We start from the raw sequence: 17,339 nt of genomic DNA, 5'->3' as shown, positions 1-17,339 counted from the left end.
ATCACTTCCCCTTAGATAGACAGAGTCTTCACGCGCTTACCACCCCAAATCGCGTTAACGATTGAGCGAGTACCCACGATAGCGGTGAACATAGAAGTGGCAATACCTATCATTAGGGTCACCGCGAAACCTTTAATCGCACCGGTTCCTACAGCAAACAAAATGAGTGCAGTGATAAAGGTGGTGATGTTAGCATCCGCAATAGTTGAAAATGCGTTGCCATAACCTTCATGGATAGCTTGCTGTACACTACGACCTGCACGTAACTCTTCACGGATACGCTCATAAATCAGTACGTTGCCGTCAACTGCCATCCCCACAGTCAACACCATACCGGCAATACCGGGTAACGTTAACACAGCGCCTGGGATCATCGACATAACGCCTACAACCATAACTAAGTTTGCGGTTAAAGCGAGGTTGGCGATAAAACCAAAGGCACGGTAGTAAACCAACATAAAGAGTAAGACAATCGCCATACCCCATACCATAGCTTGCACACCACTTTGAATATTTTCAGCACCTAAGCTTGGACCAATAGTACGTTCTTCAACAATCGATACCGGTGCAATCAGGGCACCTGCACGCAGTAATAGCGCAAGGTTTTGTGCTTCACCATGGCTTAAGCCAGTGATCACAAAGTTACGGCCTAAGCGAGCTTGAATAGTTGCAACAGAAATCACTTCTTGGATTTTGTGCATCTTAACGCTGCCGTCGGCATTACGCTCACCACTGTCTTTATACTCGATGAACAAAGTGGCCATAGGCTTGCCTATGTTGTCTTTGGTCACGTCAGAGAAAATGGTACCGCCTTTCGCGTCTAAGTTAATGCTTACCTGTGGACGACTATACTGGTCAAAGCTAGGCTGTGCGCCAGTGATATGATCCCCCGTCAGCATCACTTCTTTTTTCAATATAACAGTGCCACCTTCGCGGCGAGGATAGACTTCAGAACCTGCAGGCACACGACCAGATTGCGCAGCATTAGGATCGGCTTTGTCATCCACCATGTGAAATTCTATCGATGCTGTCGCACCTAAAATTTCCTTGGCACGAGCGGTATCTTGCACCCCTGGCAGCTCAACGATAATGCGCTCAGCGCCTTGACGTTGTACAACCGGTTCAGCCACACCTAACTCGTTAACACGATTACGAATAGTGGTAATGTTCTGTTGCAGTGCTTCTTCTTTAACTTGCTTAATATAGGTTTCGCTCATGACAGCTTGCAGGGCAAAATCTTCACCACGGCTCACATCACTAAAAACCATATCGTTACTGCGAGTCTTAAGGAAACGTTCCGCACTGGCTAGACTTTCAGCATCACGAAATTTAATTTCGATACCCGCAGCATTATTACGAATGCCGGCATAACGAATTTTTTCTTCACGTAATTGCGAGCGAAAATCGGCAACTTTAGCTTCTTCCATCTTGCGAATAGCTTCGCCCATGTCCACTTCCATTAAGAAATGCACACCGCCGCGAAGATCGAGCCCGAGTTTCATTGGGCTACCGCCCATGGACTCGAGCCACTTAGGCGTTGCAGGCGCTAAGTTTAGCGCTACTGTAAACTTGTCACCTAGGCTATCTGCAATCACTTCTTTAGCCAGTAGTTGTTGCTCCGGATTTTGCACTCGGACCAACAACTGACCTTTTTCAAGCTCAGAGCGCTTTACCGCAATGCCCTTACTGGCTAACAGCTCGTTCACACTGGCTTGGGTCGATGCGGTAACTTCAGCACCTCGAGTCGCCACCACTTGCACCGCGTGATCTTCACCAAAAAGGTTCGGTACGGCATAGAAACAACCTATGGCGATGACGAGCATCACCATAATGTTTTTCCACATTGGGTATTTATTTAACACGCCTGAGCCCTCTTGGCTTACAACGACTGGATAGAGCCCTTAGGCAATACAGCTGCAATATAGTCTTTTTTGATCGTGATTTGCGTTGTGTCGTTTAAGCTCAGTAACACGTAATCGCTTTCATCGCTGATTTTTGCAACTTTGCCTAAAATTCCACCACTAGTTAGCACTTCATCGCCTTTACCAATCGCTGACATAAGGTTTTTGTGCTCTTTAACGCGTTTTGACTGTGGACGGAAAATCATGAAATAGAAAATCAGGCCGAAAATCGCCAGCATGAAAATCAGTTCCATCGTGCCGCCACCTTGTGGTGCGCCGGCAGCGCTTGCGTATGCATTTGAAATAAACATAGTTCTCTCTTTTTATTAGCAAAAAATCAATCGACTAACTCTGGTACTTCGCGACCTTGACTGGTATAGAAGTCCTTTACAAAGGCGTCTAATGTACCCGTCTCAATCGCACCGCGCAAACCTTCCATTAACATTTGATAGTATCTCAAATTGTGCATGGTGTTTAAACGCGCACCCAGAATCTCATTACAACGATCTAAGTGGTAAAGGTATGCCCGCGAATAGTTTTTACAGGTATAACAATCACACTTAGTATCAAGTGGTGAGGTGTCATCTCGATGACGCGCATTGCGTATTTTGATCACACCTTCACTCGTAAACAGATGACCGTTTCGAGCATTACGGGTTGGCATCACACAGTCAAACATGTCAACACCGCGGCGTACGCCTTCAACGAGATCTTCTGGTTTACCGACCCCCATCAGATAGCGAGGTTTGTCAGCAGGAATTTGCGGGCAAATATGCTCAAGAATGCGATGCATATCTGCTTTAGGCTCACCTACGGCCAAACCACCGACGGCATAACCGTCAAAACCAATATCGACTAAGCCTTTTAAGCTTTCATCGCGTAAATCTTCATACACTCCGCCCTGAATAATACCGAACAGAGAATTAGGGTTCTCTAAACGGTCAAATTCATCGCGCGAACGCTTAGCCCAACGCAAAGACATTTGCATTGATTTGCGCGCTTCATCTTCAGTGGCGGGATACGGGGTACATTCGTCAAAAATCATCACCACATCACTGCCCAATGCATCTTGAATTTGCATTGATTTTTCAGGATCTAAGAAGATTTTTTCGCCATTAATGGGCGAACGAAAATGCACTCCTTCTTCAGTGATTTTGCGAATATCACCAAGACTAAATACTTGGAAACCACCCGAATCAGTTAATATTGGACGCTGCCAATTCATAAAATCATGCAAGTCACCGTGCTTACGCATGATTTCTTCGCCTGGACGCAACCATAAATGGAAGGTGTTACCGAGCAGAATGTCAGCTCCAGTGGCACGTACTTCTTCTGGCGTCATACCTTTAACCGTGCCGTAGGTTCCCACAGGCATAAATGCTGGGGTTTCTACTGTGCCTCGATCAAAAATCAACCGACCACGGCGCGCACGGCCGTCGGTAGTATCTAATTCAAATTTCATAATTTACCTCGCCAGAAAAACAGTCTGACTACATTTTTAATGGCCAATGCCATTTTGATTAACAATAGAGATGGGGACAATGCAAAAAGGTTCAACCTTTTGATAAAATAAATTTGCCGCCCATACTCACTGTGGGCGGCTATTTTAAAGCAAAATCATACTCTAGTGGGCTTTTTTCGTCACAAACATGGCATCACCATAACTAAAAAAGCGATATTTTTGCGTGATGGCATGTTGATATGCTGCCATAACATGATCAAAACCCGCAAAGGCGGACACTAACATGATTAAGGTAGATTCTGGCAAATGGAAGTTAGTCACCATGGCATCAACCACTTGGAACTGATAACCGGGATAAATAAAGATGTCGGTATCACCGCAAAAAGCTTTGAGTTCACCCTCACCTGCGCGCGCTGCACTTTCGAGTGAACGCACTGATGTTGTACCAACGGCAACCACACGTTTACCCGCGGCTTTAGTTTGCGCAATTAAATCGACCACATCCTGCGGTACATTGGCCCATTCAGAATGCATCTTGTGCTCAAGAATAGTGTCAACGCGTACGGGCTGGAAAGTTCCTGCACCGACATGCAAGGTCACAAAGGCAATATTAACGCCCTTAGCCTTTAATGCTTCAAGCATCGCATCGTCAAAATGTAAGCCAGCCGTTGGGGCTGCAACTGCACCGGGATTTTGGTTATATACGGTTTGATAACGCTCTTTGTCGGCATCTTCATCGGGTCTGTCGATATAAGGCGGTAATGGCATGTGCCCTACTGCTTCGAGCACTTCTAAGATGGTTAACTCAGCTAACAGCTCTAGTTCAAACAAGGTATCGTGGCGCGCCAGCATCTTCATTTGATAACCACCATCTAGGTGGATTAATGAATCGACTTTGGGGGATTTAGAGCTGCGAACATGGGCGAGAATACGCTTATCATCAAGCATACGCTCAACTAAGATTTCTAACTTACCGCCACTGGCTTTTTGACCAAACATGCGCGCGGGGATTACTCGGGTATTATTGAATACCATTAAATCGCCAGGATTAATCATCCCCTGTAGATCGGTAAATTGTTTATCACCTAACGCGCCAGAGTTGCCATTTAAAGTAAGTAGGCGTGATGCATTACGCTGCGCCATAGGATAGCGAGCGATCAGCTCATCGGGGAGATCAAAAGAAAAGTCAGCAACGCGCATAGTGGCCTCAAGATAGCGTTAAACGGCGGCTAGTCTATAGGGTAGAGGCCAATAAGATCAAGATTACTTATTACCAGCGTCTACTTCTTGCTCAAGACACTGCGGATTGGCCCCCTCTGAGGATACATTCTCATCAACACTATATTTAAGCCGTGTGGGGCTAAAATCATCCAAACTAAAAGGGTATTGTTCAAAGGGAATTTCGACTAGCACTTTTTTGCGCTTAGGCCGCTCATCTTTACTGAGCATTTTAGTAAACCAGTTACACATCATCCATGATCCTAGAAAAGTGAAAAAAAACTACATTTTTACCTTGGGCGCTTTCCTAAGCGCACTACAGCATGCTACCGTGAACCGACGTGGTTAACCAAGCATATATATGAACTTTCTTACACACTTACATCTTGCCGACATCAGTAAAACCCATCTTGCCGCTAATGTGGCAGGTAACTATATTCAAGCACCAATCTCACAAGCGCCAATGGAATTACGTCAAGCTTTGTGGCTAAACCAAGAAATTAACGCTCTGTGCGCCAGCCACGAACTCACTCTCGAATTAATGGAAGCTTTCCCTGTAGCCTTAAAAAGCATAGCAGCAGAACTGATGGCAGTGAGTTTTGATCATTACTTGGCTTACTATTGGGAAGAATACCATCCAGAACCACTGGATGCATTTAGCCAAAAGGCTTATGGCGCCCTTGCGTCCTTTGCAGCACAAGGCAGTGACCCATATCATCCTCAATCTTTGTTAACGCTTATTCCAACCATGCACAGCGAAGATTGGTTAGGCAGTTATGCTACCGAGCAAGGACTACGGCACGCTTTAACACAAGTGGCAAAACAGCACCCACAAGCTGCGCTATTTAAAGATAGCCATAAAATTATCGATAAAATGCAGATAGAAATTGAAACGGCATTTCGCACTTTTTATCCACAATTAATGGCTTACAGCCGTATTTGGGGTCGTAAGACGCCAGTAGAATATTTGCCCTCGACGCTCTAAAAAATGAGCGAGCATCAGATTATGCTGTTGGCCTAAGTAAATTTTGTTAATATGGCCGCGCGAAAATGAGGATAAGATGCAAATATTTGATTACCAGCCCCCAGCGGTTCCCTGGCTAGACATACGTTATAAAGATAGAGATCTGATTATCATCAATAAACCTTCGGGATTATTGTCTAACCCAGGTCGAGCAGCCCACACCTTCGATTGCGCGCTAACACGTCTGCAAACACTCTATCCTGAAACAATTTTAGTGCATCGCCTTGACTGCGCGACTTCGGGCATTATGGTGTTCGCTCGTAATAAGAAAGCCGAGTCACATCTAAAAACGCAGTTTCAAGATAGGCAGAGTAAGAAAGTTTATATTGCTGAAGTGATGGGAGATATGACGCAGGAACAGGGCGTTATTGACTTCGCGATTGCGCCAGACAGTGAACATCCGCCCTATCAAAAAACACTGCCAGCGGGAGAAACGGGCGGTAAAAGCGCACTCACCCATTACCGTGTATTAGAAAGAAGAGAAAATAGCACCTTAGTCGAGCTGTCACCAGAAACTGGCCGCACTCATCAATTGCGTGTGCATATGCTTGCCCTAGGCCATGCGATTTTAGGCGATGAGTTTTACGGTGATGCCGAGGTTATCAAAGCCGCACCGCGTTTATGCTTACATGCACAAAGCTTAAGTTTGACCCATCCCTATTCGGGTAAATCGCTATTTTTTTGCAGTAAACATCCCTTTAGTGAATAACTCAATCCAATAGCTGCAATCCCATAAAAGCAAAAGGTCGCGACTTAGCACTGAGCTAAAATGCGACCTTAGTTATTTACGGATTCGACTGTCGTCGTTTAAGCGACGCGCATGCCTTTAGCAAAATCGGCATCGGCGGCTAATTTATCCGCTTGGAAATAACAGCCCTGCTCATTACAAAATTGTAATTGCTGTGACTGTGTCACGATAAAGAATTCACCAAAGAAATTACCGCCCACATCTTCCAGCTTATGGCCTTCAGCGGTTTGCGACATATAGACTTCATCTAAACTATGGCAGCCATCACTAAACCACGTTTCTAAAAAATATTTATCGTCTTCTTTATAGAGGGTAATTTTGTCACCCAATAAAGGACGCCCATCTAACCAACGACCTATAATTTCACGATTTTGCATATCTGTCTCCCGCCAATGAAGGCGACGGCGTTTTTCAATTCCAGACATCCTGATATCCTTATGCAATACCCAATCACCTGAGGTGAAAGTCAGTTTTGGTAGTACATTAAGCATAGAACCCATTTGACTCTTTACTCCTTATGACTGCACATTACTTAGAACAACGTATGTAATGTGATCATTTGGTTAATTAATATTTGCTAACTATATAAAATAAAAAGATAAACACCTTTGATTAATTAATCGGCAGTGTAGCTCAACGTGTAAATTAAAACGTGATCATTATCACTCTTTACTCATTGCTAAAGTAAAGGGCGCTAAAAGACTTATTTCTGTAGTGAATAAGCTATTGGATCTTTTATGGCTCATTTGAATAAGGTTTCTAATATAAATCCTCAGTGAATTATCACACTAACAACGCCGAGGATAATTTCACTATTTTTAGGTCAAAAAATAAAAAGCGTTATGTATAATATTTATCGACGTAATTTTTTAGGTTAAAGATGCCGCTACCGCTGGGCTCGTCACTGCAAATATTGTTCTATACCAATCACTTAACCGTTAACCGCTCACAAAAAGACCAACAACACAATTTATAATGCAAAGACCTGAGTTATCAGATCTGTTAAGCCACGGTATGATCTCAACTCAATGGGAATAGCATGCATTGATAGCGACAGAGCCAATGGGACGTGAAAAACATAATTTTATCAAAGTGCTAGCGCTTACAATTAAATAATATTGGTAAATTGTTGATCGCTCTAAGCGCCCCCCAAACGGCATGATGATGGCGAACGCTAACTACGACCGCGAAAAACTAATGATACTTAGAAAAATATCCAACCATTAGGGGTTGTCGGCGCTTGTTACCGTGCCGTCAAACTCACCATAAGAGTAAGTGTCTCCGCCTTATTTTTATTTAATCAAGTCGATGGATAATATATCTGTCAGTTACAAGCAATAACAGCACAAGCTAGTAATAACCTATTTCTTTAATTAACAGTGAAAAGTCACCGCTTTGCTGGGCACCAATCACTAGCCCTAAGCTGCAGAGTTGACTTAACGCTATATCTGGACGGGAAATTGCTTTACCGCGACATTGCGGCTGAAAATTACTGAAAGGAATATTGATACGCTGCCAATTTATAATTTTTGTGTCATTCACACCAAACATTTGATGACTTGGCATGGGCATTACCGCTTGATATACCGTACTTTGAGGGGTATTAATATCTTTTAAATTCACTTTATAGTGCTTATCTCGCTCGCTATCTAGTACAAGATAAATCCCCGTAAACCCACTCACATCTATAGGGGTGAACTCACAACGCACCGAGGCAAAGCCGCCGCCATTAGCCAGCGACACATGACCACTAAACTCACCATAACCGAAAGGTAAAATCGCCATCTTGCTGCGGGACAAACCGCCCATCACAGTATCATTTATGCCATACCAAGGCTTTTCCGCATCTAGCACTTTAAAATCAAAAAAGATCATAACAACTCCCATAAAAAAGCAGCCACCTAAGTGACTGCTTTTTTATTACTTTTCAATACGCATAACTGCACTCGTTAACTCAGTTTAGCTTTATTCTCAGCAGCTTCACAAGCGGCAGCGGTAAAGATAACGTCAGTTGAGCTATTCAATGCGGTTTCAGCAGCATCTTGAACCACACCAATAATAAAGCCCACTGCGACTACTTGCATGGCTACATCGTTAGAAATACCAAACAAGCTACAAGCTAATGGAATGAGCAGTAATGAACCACCAGCAACGCCAGATGCGCCGCAAGCTGAAACTGCGGCGACGACGCTGAGTAACAATGCTGTCAGTAGATCAACTTGAATACCTAAGGTATGAGCCGCGGCTAAAGTCAATACTGTAATGGTGATCGCCGCGCCGCCCATGTTAATGGTGGCACCTAAAGGAATAGAAACGGAATACGTGTCTTCATGCAGGTTTAATTTTTCACATAGCGCCATATTCACGGGAATATTGGCCGCACTCGAGCGAGTAAAAAATGCGGTAACACCACTTTCACGCAAACATTGAAATACCAGCGGGTACGGATTACGTCTAATCTTAACATATACAATCAATGGATTAACGATTAAAGCGATAATCGCCATCGCACCTAATAATACCGCCAATAGCTGTGCATAACCTGCAATTGCCGCAAAGCCGGTTTCAGCAAATGTGGCAGCAACTAAACCAAAAATACCGATAGGCGCTAAACGAATAATAAAGCGCACCATTTGCGAAATACCATGGCTCATGTCGGCAAACACTTGTTTAGTCGAATCGGTAGCGTGATGTAAGGCTAAACCTAAACCCACACCCCAAGCGAGAATACCAATATAGTTACCCGTCATTAACGCATTAACGGGGTTATCGACTAGTTTGAATAATAAGGTATTGATGACTTCGCCAATGCCTTGTGGTGGACTTGTACCTTCCACGCCAGCTACTAGTACTAAATCAGTGGGGAAAATTGAACTTAAAATGACTGCGGTTAATGCTGCGGCAAACGTGCCAAATAGATACAGAACCACAATAGGACGCATATTAGTTTGAGTATTTTTCTTTTGATTGGCAATCGATGACGCCACTAAGATGAATACTAATATTGGCGCTATCGCTTTTAATGCACCCACAAATAAGCTACCTAAAAAAGCGATATCTTTTGCGCTATCAGGTGAAAAATTGGCTAAAACCACACCCGCGATGATGCCTAATAAGATTTGTATAACGAGACTTCCATTAGCCAATTTAGCTAATAATGATTTTTGTTTCATGAGTTAACCTATCGTTATTATATTTTGGTTGAGATCCCCAACGCACGCCTTCGAAAATGAGGCCATTAGGTTTTTATAGGATGTGACTGGACTTGTCTAGTCTTACAAAGAAATAAGCGAGCAAAATCCCCCTCTTGCTCGCCTAAAGCTCACAAAAACCGCACACACTGCTTGATTAGTGCTTTTTGATAGCTAAATCAGCACCACGCAACATGGCATCAATCAACTCATGGGCATCAAATTTCGTTAGCGCTTCATTTGCCCCGACTTGATGGGCTTGGCTCACGCTAATTTCGCTGGATAGAGACGTGTGCAGAATAATATAAGCATTGGCGGTTAACGGATTATCCCGCACCTCAAACGCCAATTCATAACCATCAAGCCCTGGCATTTCGATATCACTCACTAAAATATCAATAGGATGATGATCCAGTGCCGCCTGCTCCATAATCGCTAAGGCTTCTTTACCGTCTGCGGTCACCCGATAAGGAATATTGATCATATCTAGGGCGTCGGATAATTGCTTACGGGCAACTTTAGAATCATCAACCAGTAGAATATTCATCGGCTTAAGTTTTTCACGCTGCACATCGGTCAAAATAGCGCGGTTAGTTTGTGGGTTATCGGGGAAAATTTTTGACAATAACAGTTCAACATCGAGCAACTGCACCAATTGATCTTGAAAACGGGTAACGCCAGTCAAATAGGCATTTTTACCTAAGTTGGCAGAAGGGGCTTCAATATCACGCCAGTTACACTCGATAATTTTATCGATACCGCGCACTAAAAAGCCAATAATCATCCGTTGGCAGTCAGTGATAATAATGTAGCACTTCTCTAATTCATCGGCGGTAATCGGCCTGTAGCCAATAGCGGCCGCCATATCAATAATCGGTATAGTATGGCCACGAATGGTCGCAGCGCCAAGAATCGTCGGGTGCGATTGGGGTATTTTACTTAATGGCGTGTATGGCACTAACTCACGAATTTTTAGCGTGCCCAAAGCAAATACTTGGGTCTGTGACAACTTAAACAGTAGTAATCCCTGCGACTGACTTGCCTTGCTTTTCATAATGATATGGGTAACTCACTCAAACGAATCTAGAGATAGCTTAACCTTAAAACAATTAAAAATTGATGATTAAGGTCAAACACATGAAAATTATTACCTATTAATTAGTCGATTTAACGACCAAATGGCTTTTAAAGACTTAGTCTTGTAATGCATATAGGACATCAAAGGCAAATTGGTCCCAGCCTTCGGCAGTAAAAGCGATATCGCGAATATTGCGTACTTGGCTCACCGCATGTAATGGTGCTGCGCCGTTAACCATCAGATAATACGCCATAATTAAACCCGTGCGATCTTTACCCGAACGACAATGAATAACCACAGGAACATCATCAGCTTCACATTGCTGAATAAACGCTAAAGCCTTAGGCAACTGAGCCACACAAATCGCCACGTCTCCATTTTGGGGTGGCACATTGCGCGACAATGGAATGCATTCGTAACGTAAATCAAGCTGTTTAAATGCGCTCGGTTCGCAGCCTTCGCCGCCATTAACTGACAAAACGGCGCCAATGCCAGCGTCTTTGAGCGTTTGCAAATCCCAAGGATCTTTATTGGGGCCACTGCGCCCTGCGACTTTACCTTCAACTAACCAAAATAAGTGCTGCATAAACCTTACCTACGACAAGTGAGATGACAAGGGACATTAGAGATAAGTTAACAATAGCTTATCTCCAACGACTTACGATTGCTTACCCCAAAATTCAGTATTGGCTGGCGGTAACTGCTTACGTTTTTTTTTGCCCGTACCTTCAGGCTTAGCGACTGGCTTTTCTTGCTCTAACAATTCGGCCGGCATTTCATCATCGGCTTCAAAACCGACAATTTGCTCACGCACTAACTTAAGCTTGTTCTTTTTTTCTATAATGCCAAAGTGGTGATAATCCTCATGGGAAATCAAGGTCACGGCTAAGCCTGCTTCACCGGCGCGGCCACTACGACCAATACGATGCATATAATCTGCAGGGCTTCTGGGCAAATCAAAGTTAATCACCACAGGCAGTTTATCGATATCAATACCACGAGCAGCAATATCGGTCGCAATTAACACACTGATCTCACCATTCTTAAAGCCATCGAGCACCCGCGTACGCGCACCTTGAGCTTTATCGCCATGGAAAACTTCGGCACTGATGCCACGTTTAGACAATTTTTGCGCTAAATGATTACAAGTATTTTTAGCACTGACAAAAATCAGCACCTGCGACCACTGATGTTCTTTAATCAAATGTGCCAATAGTGCGGTTTTCATCGGTCGGTTAACGGTAATCACCCGCTGATGAATAGTGCTTTCTTGCTCACTTTGCAATTGATATTCAAGTGGATTATTAAGCAGTTTTGCTGTTAACTCACGCACTTCTTCAGGAAAGGTCGCTGAGAATAATAACGTTTGTTTTTTCGCTGGCAAAGCGTCAAACACTTGGGCTAACTCTTCAGTAAAGCCAAGACTTAGCAAACGGTCGGCTTCATCAAGCACTAAGACACTAACGCGGTTCAATTTAATCGCATTACTGGATAACAGATCTAATAAACGACCAGGGGTTGCCACTAATACATCGGCGCCCGAGCGCAAACTTTGCATTTGGGCATTAACGGATACACCACCAAATGCGGCAACAATTTTTAGTTTGCCATTTAAATGCGAGGCATAGGATAAAAAGCTGTCAGCAACTTGCTGCGCTAATTCACGGGTTGGCACTAAGACCAAACAACGGACATAAGCGCCACTCTTATCATCAGTTTTGGCTTCAACAAGTTGTTGCAACAACGGTACGGCAAATGCTGCGGTTTTACCCGAGCCTGTATTGGCGCCGGCTAACACATCGCGCCCTGCGAGCACGGCAGGAATTGTCGCCGCCTGTACTGGTGTGGGCAAAACATAGGCTAATTCGGTTAATCGATTTAGCAATGGTGCAATAATGCCGAGTTGGGCAAAGTTTGCCGCAGAGGAAGAAGCCTGAGTCATAAAAAGTTTAACTGCTCACCAATATCTTAATAGACCGCTATTCTAGCTTAAATATCGAAGCCGTGCTTGTCAGTTTCCAGCGTTAACAGCTGTTGTTTCATCGCAAGTCCGTAAGCATAACCGGTGAGTTTACCATTTTTACCTATCACTCTATGGCAAGGTACAATAATGGCGATAGGATTTGCGCCATTGGCGGCGCCTACCGCGCGTACCGCTTTGGGACGACCTATTTGTTTAGCAATCTCTCCATAACTGCAGCTCTGACCGTAATCTAAATTAAGCAAAGCTTGCCAGACTTCACGTTGAAATAGTGTGCCCTTGGGCGCGAGCTTTACATCAAACTGAACACGTTTACCCGCAAAATAATCCGTGAGCTGTGCCTGAGTTTCGCGAATATGCACCGTGGCTTGATTGAGAGTATCCGCACTCACCTTAGCAAGGGTAATCTCAGTACGATCTGAGCCAATAACCGTTAAATGGCTCAGCCCGTAGGCGTTAGCATGTAATTGCAACAGGCCAACAGGACTCATAAAAGTATCAACAGCGCAGGGCTGATACGCTGCAACGTTTGGAGCTTGGCTCAATTGACGAATAGGATGCTTCATGATCTGTCTCTTCATTTAATGTAAACGATGTTCTACATTGTCAGTTTAATTTGGAACTGTTTGACGGTTATTGGTGCCAGAGCTGGAAGGTTAAATAACTGCCCCAAGGCGCGATGCTTTGGCTAAGCTGCTGACATAAATCAGGATAACTTACCGTAGTAGCAGATACATCCTGCGGATGTGTTTTAGCATATAAGGCCAGTAAATGCTTTTTGACGATTAAATCTGAATCTAAAAACACATTAGGTTCGCCCAAACCGCGAAGCTTGGCATAGGCTATCGTCCAAGGACCAATACCCTTAACACTAAGCCATTCATCAACGCTTGCCTCCGGGTAATCGCAGATAAATGCAGCCAGAGCATTGAGCGCCGATTTACGTGCCCCCGGCATGTTAAGCTCAGTAAGACTGGCATTGCGAATGATCTCAGGTGTCGGGAATAAACGATACTCTCGGCCATTGAGGTAAAAGCGCTCACCATAGGCCTCAACCAATAGATTCAATAATTTAGTTGCCTGCACTACTGTCACTTGTTGGCCTAAAATCGCGCGGCACACGGCCTCAAATAATGAGCCCGCGCCAGGAATACGCAAGCCTGCCATAGGCGTTAATTCTACATGGGGTAGCGTGCTTAAGCCCTGCTCAATCTGCTGCATATCCGCATCAAGATCTAAAATCCGCCGTATCTGCGTCACTAATTGCTGTAATTCATCTACGGTAGAGTCTTCGGTCAATGCAATGGACAGCTTGAATCGATTGAGCTTAGGCTCATGGGACATTTGCACTGTGCCGCGCATGTTACCTAATGCAAAACAACGACCATATTCGAGCCCGTTATCGTCAACTTTGGCTTCCGCGGCAAGGTGCGCTTCATCTGTAACTTGAACTGCATCACTCGCTTGTGGATGACTCACTTGTGGATGACTCACTTGCGACGTGAACCATTCCATCCCCGTCACCGCACGTAAGCGATAAAATGCCAGCTGCGATGACCAATCCAATGGTGGTCGATAGTATTGATATAGGGTTAATCCATAGTGTGGTACAAATTCACCCATAGCATTAATTTCGCTCAATCCTGTTGATGGATCAATAACGTGCTCCTTCGCCGCCTTGATTAATGCGGTCTTTCTTAATTGAGAGGGCGTTAATTGCAAGTTTTGCTTAAACGCCTCATTAAAACGGCGAATACTGTTGAAACCCGCCGCCAACGCCACTTGAGTGATAGGTAACTGGGTTTGATGTAATAATTGTTTCGCAAACAGTAACTGTCGGTATAAGGCATATTGTTTTGGCGAAGTGCCAAAACCTTCGGTAAATAGCTTATTCAGATAACGACTGCTGATGCCTAATCGGTCAGCTAATTGTGTTACGGTTAAAGCAGCTTCCCCCGATGATTTCCCTGCCAATGCGCCCGCTTCGATTAAGCTAATGGCCCTCGCTAGCGTTGTGCCTGTACCCTTCCACGGATTTGACCCCGGCGCACTGTCGGGCCGACAGCGCAAACACGGGCGTAATCCCGCCAGCGCCGCTTTAACGGCTAAATCGAAATAACGCACATTTTGCTCTTTTGGCGCAACAGCCGGACACACAGTACGGCAATAAATGCCCGTCGTTAACACGCCAACAAAAAACTTACCATCAAAATGCACATCGCAGCTCATCCTCGCCTCTCGGCAAACCGTTGCTGAAAGGTGTCCCGCTCTGAATTCAAGCATATCAGCCGAACGATTACTCTCTTTTTTTATCAAAACCACAGGCATGTTACTCGTCTTCATCATTTATTAGGCCCGACAATATCCGCTCACAATTTATGTCTTGTTGATTACTTTACGTAAAACTAACATGTAGCACTAGCGGAAAACGAAACTCAATCATTTCCATGCTGTTAATGCATGAAATCCTATATGCTATACCCAAGCGACCTGAGGATACGAGTTTCAACATCAGCGGGTTATTTAGGTATAAATACGACTATTTTTTATCTCAACATAGAGTTAATTCATGTTTAAACGATTTGAATCTTGGGTTGAAGCCCTCCCCGATGACGAACCCACTAAGCCACCTACTGGGGTATATGCTTTTTGTCGTCACTATACTAAAGGCTACGAGCTGCCATTAATCCTAATGTCTATTCTGACCGCTATGCTGGCCATGCTTGAGGTGTCATTGTTCGGATTTATGGGCCAGTTAGTTGATTGGCTTGTGAAAAAAGATCCACAGACCTTATTTCAAGATGAAGGGACAACCTTAATACTCATGGGCGTGATGATGCTGATTGTCATGCCTGTGTTGGTATTACTGCATGCGCTTATCATGCATCAAACCTTACTCGGCAATTATCCTATGTCGATTCGTTGGCTTGCACATCGTTATTTGCTGAAGCAAAGTGTTTCATTTTATCAAAATGATTTTGCGGGGCGAATCGCGACTAAAGTGATGCAAACCTCCTTAGCCGTGCGCGAAACTGTGATGAAATTGCTCGATGTACTGGTATACATTTTAGTGTATTTCACCTCTATGCTAGTGATGATCGCCAGCGCCGATGTGCGTCTCGTACTCCCCATGTTAGTGTGGCTCGCATTGTATGTTGGGCTGCAATGGTATTTTGTACCTAAGTTAAAAAGTGTCTCTACTGAGCAAGCCGATGCACGCTCAACCATGACAGGCCGTATCGTCGACAGCTACACCAACATCACCACAGTAAAACTATTCGCCCACACACAACAAGAAGCCGAATACGCTAAATCCAGTATGCGGATATTTTTAGACACGGTTTATCGCCAGATGCGTTTAGTAACGGGCATCAGCGTCAGCGTGCAAATCATCAACTATATGCTCGCCTTCAGCATTGCTGCGGTAGCGATTGCTTTATGGACTGACAGCGCGATTACTATCGGCGCCATTGCCATTGCGGTCAGTTTAGCACTGCGCTTAAACGGCATGTCACAGTGGATAATGTGGGAAATTAGTTCGTTATTTGAAAATATCGGCACGGTTACCGATGGGATGAACACGCTATCAAAAACAACAATAATCCAAGACGAACCTAACGCAAAACCGCTTATCGTTAATCAAGGTAAGATAGATTTCAAACATGTGTGTTTCCATTACGGTGAACAAACTGGCGTAATTGAAGATCTGAATCTGAATATTAAAGCGGGTGAGAAAGTCGGTCTTGTTGGCCGTTCTGGCGCCGGTAAATCAACTCTAGTAAATTTACTAATGCGTTTTTATGATGTTGAAAAAGGTCAGATTAATATTGATGACCAAGACATCAAAACGGTCACGCAAGATTCACTGCGTTCGCAAATAGGCATGGTAACACAAGATACTTCACTTTTGCATCGCACCATCCGTGAAAATATTCTTTACGGTAATCCAAGTGCCAGCGAAGAACAGCTCGACAGCGCCATTAAGCAAGCTCAAGCCTATGACTTTATTCAAAGCTTAAGCGATCCTAACGGTAACCATGGCTTAGATGCCCAAGTGGGTGAACGCGGCGTAAAACTCTCTGGTGGCCAAAGACAACGTATCGCCATCGCACGGGTTTTATTGAAAAATGCACCGATTTTGCTGCTGGATGAGGCCACCTCTGCGCTGGATTCTGAAGTCGAGGCTGCAATTCAAGAAAGCTTATATGAATTAATGCAAGGTAAAACAGTGATCGCCATTGCCCATCGACTTTCAACTATTGCAGCGATGGATAGGCTAATCGTGTTAGATCAAGGCCGAGTCGTCGAGCAAGGCACACATCAAGAACTTATCGCCGCTGGCGGTATTTATGCCCAACTATGGGCACACCAAACCTGTGGATTCTTAGGTGTAGACTAAATTAAAAGTTAAATGACGAAAGGCGACACTCAGCAATGAGTGTCGCCTTTTTTTATCTCAACTATATACATACCTTAATACAGCCCTCTTTTTAGAAACCTCCCCCTCACTTTCACTCAAATTACCAGCCAGTTTAACGCGACACCTCTACCATACTCGTAGCTATAAGAACGGCTCACTTAAAATCTCACTCGTGAAGCTATTGGAGAAATGAGACAATACCATTTATATTAATTAACTGGTCAACACTGCCCATCGTCTAGAGCACAATTTACTCACCCTTTCTTTATTCTCTATGAAGCTATTCCATGCGATGGAACACTGCTCAACAATGTCG

16 protein-coding genes are annotated in these 17,339 nt (G+C 44.2%); 3 read left to right on the top strand and 13 right to left on the bottom strand.

The genetic code is table 11. From position 1 onward, the window contains the following. Positions 1-11 precede the first annotated feature (11 nt). From secD to L2717_RS13960, 5 genes are all read right to left on the bottom strand, one after another. Positions 12-1,862, bottom strand: coding sequence for a protein translocase subunit SecD (secD, locus tag L2717_RS13980; protein ID WP_220774402.1), 1,851 nt, complete (start codon positions 1,860-1,862; stop codon positions 12-14). Between the two features lie 17 nt (positions 1,863-1,879). After that, positions 1,880-2,212 carry a preprotein translocase subunit YajC gene (gene yajC, locus L2717_RS13975; RefSeq protein WP_076498077.1) on the bottom strand — a complete coding sequence of 111 codons (333 nt, stop codon included), beginning with the start codon at positions 2,210-2,212 and terminating at the stop codon, positions 1,880-1,882. Between the two features lie 26 nt (positions 2,213-2,238). After that, positions 2,239-3,363: a tRNA guanosine(34) transglycosylase Tgt gene (gene tgt, locus L2717_RS13970; protein WP_220774403.1), complete on the bottom strand. Its 1,125-nt coding sequence runs from the start codon at positions 3,361-3,363 to the stop codon at positions 2,239-2,241. Between the two features lie 162 nt (positions 3,364-3,525). Continuing rightward, complete coding sequence (gene queA / locus L2717_RS13965; RefSeq protein WP_220774404.1) at positions 3,526-4,563, bottom strand: tRNA preQ1(34) S-adenosylmethionine ribosyltransferase-isomerase QueA; 1,038 nt, start codon at positions 4,561-4,563, stop codon at positions 3,526-3,528. A gap of 63 nt (positions 4,564-4,626) precedes the next feature. Continuing rightward, positions 4,627-4,836 carry a hypothetical protein gene (locus L2717_RS13960; protein ID WP_220774405.1) on the bottom strand — a complete coding sequence of 70 codons (210 nt, stop codon included), beginning with the start codon at positions 4,834-4,836 and terminating at the stop codon, positions 4,627-4,629. Positions 4,837-4,942: 106 nt separating this feature from the next. Between L2717_RS13960 and L2717_RS13955 the strand changes: the two genes are divergently transcribed. Next, a complete protein-coding gene (locus L2717_RS13955; protein ID WP_220774406.1) occupies positions 4,943-5,566 on the top strand; it encodes an acyl carrier protein phosphodiesterase in 624 nt (207 codons plus the stop codon). Positions 5,567-5,642: 76 nt separating this feature from the next. Next, the gene (locus tag L2717_RS13950; RefSeq protein ID WP_220774407.1) at positions 5,643-6,314 is read left to right on the top strand and encodes an RluA family pseudouridine synthase; all 672 of its coding nucleotides are present in this window, start codon (positions 5,643-5,645) and stop codon (positions 6,312-6,314) included. A 98-nt stretch (positions 6,315-6,412) separates the two neighbouring features. Here L2717_RS13950 and L2717_RS13945 read toward each other — a convergent pair whose 3' ends face one another. From L2717_RS13945 to L2717_RS13910, 8 genes are all read right to left on the bottom strand, one after another. Continuing rightward, on the bottom strand, positions 6,413-6,853 hold the full coding sequence (locus L2717_RS13945) for a hypothetical protein (protein WP_220774408.1): 441 nt from the start codon (positions 6,851-6,853) through the stop codon (positions 6,413-6,415). Between the two features lie 850 nt (positions 6,854-7,703). Then, positions 7,704-8,228, bottom strand: a complete 525-nt coding sequence (locus tag L2717_RS13940) for a CIA30 family protein (protein WP_248938076.1) — start codon at positions 8,226-8,228, stop codon at positions 7,704-7,706. Between the two features lie 74 nt (positions 8,229-8,302). Next, entirely contained in the window at positions 8,303-9,526 is a 1,224-nt protein-coding gene (gene sstT / locus L2717_RS13935; RefSeq protein WP_220774550.1) for a serine/threonine transporter SstT, read from the bottom strand. A 175-nt stretch (positions 9,527-9,701) separates the two neighbouring features. Next, complete coding sequence (locus L2717_RS13930; protein WP_220774551.1) at positions 9,702-10,598, bottom strand: chemotaxis protein CheV; 897 nt, start codon at positions 10,596-10,598, stop codon at positions 9,702-9,704. Positions 10,599-10,737: 139 nt separating this feature from the next. Further along, positions 10,738-11,208, bottom strand: coding sequence for a phosphatase domain-containing protein (locus L2717_RS13925; RefSeq protein ID WP_220774552.1), 471 nt, complete (start codon positions 11,206-11,208; stop codon positions 10,738-10,740). Positions 11,209-11,280: 72 nt separating this feature from the next. After that, positions 11,281-12,564, bottom strand: a complete 1,284-nt coding sequence (locus L2717_RS13920) for a DEAD/DEAH box helicase (protein ID WP_220774553.1) — start codon at positions 12,562-12,564, stop codon at positions 11,281-11,283. A gap of 47 nt (positions 12,565-12,611) precedes the next feature. After that, the gene (locus tag L2717_RS13915) at positions 12,612-13,169 is read right to left on the bottom strand and encodes a methylated-DNA--[protein]-cysteine S-methyltransferase (protein ID WP_220774555.1); all 558 of its coding nucleotides are present in this window, start codon (positions 13,167-13,169) and stop codon (positions 12,612-12,614) included. Positions 13,170-13,236: 67 nt separating this feature from the next. Beyond that, positions 13,237-14,886, bottom strand: a complete 1,650-nt coding sequence (locus tag L2717_RS13910) for an AlkA N-terminal domain-containing protein (RefSeq protein WP_246611790.1) — start codon at positions 14,884-14,886, stop codon at positions 13,237-13,239. 286 nt (positions 14,887-15,172) lie between these two features. Between L2717_RS13910 and L2717_RS13905 the strand changes: the two genes are divergently transcribed. Next, positions 15,173-17,002: an ABC transporter ATP-binding protein gene (locus L2717_RS13905; RefSeq protein ID WP_220774554.1), complete on the top strand. Its 1,830-nt coding sequence runs from the start codon at positions 15,173-15,175 to the stop codon at positions 17,000-17,002. The last annotated feature ends 337 nt before the right edge of the window (positions 17,003-17,339 follow it).

Origin of the sequence: Shewanella glacialipiscicola (genome assembly GCF_023283485.1) — a bacterium.
In the GTDB taxonomy this organism is placed as follows: domain Bacteria; phylum Pseudomonadota; class Gammaproteobacteria; order Enterobacterales; family Shewanellaceae; genus Shewanella; species Shewanella glacialipiscicola.
This window is presented reverse-complemented; position numbering and strand designations above follow the sequence as displayed.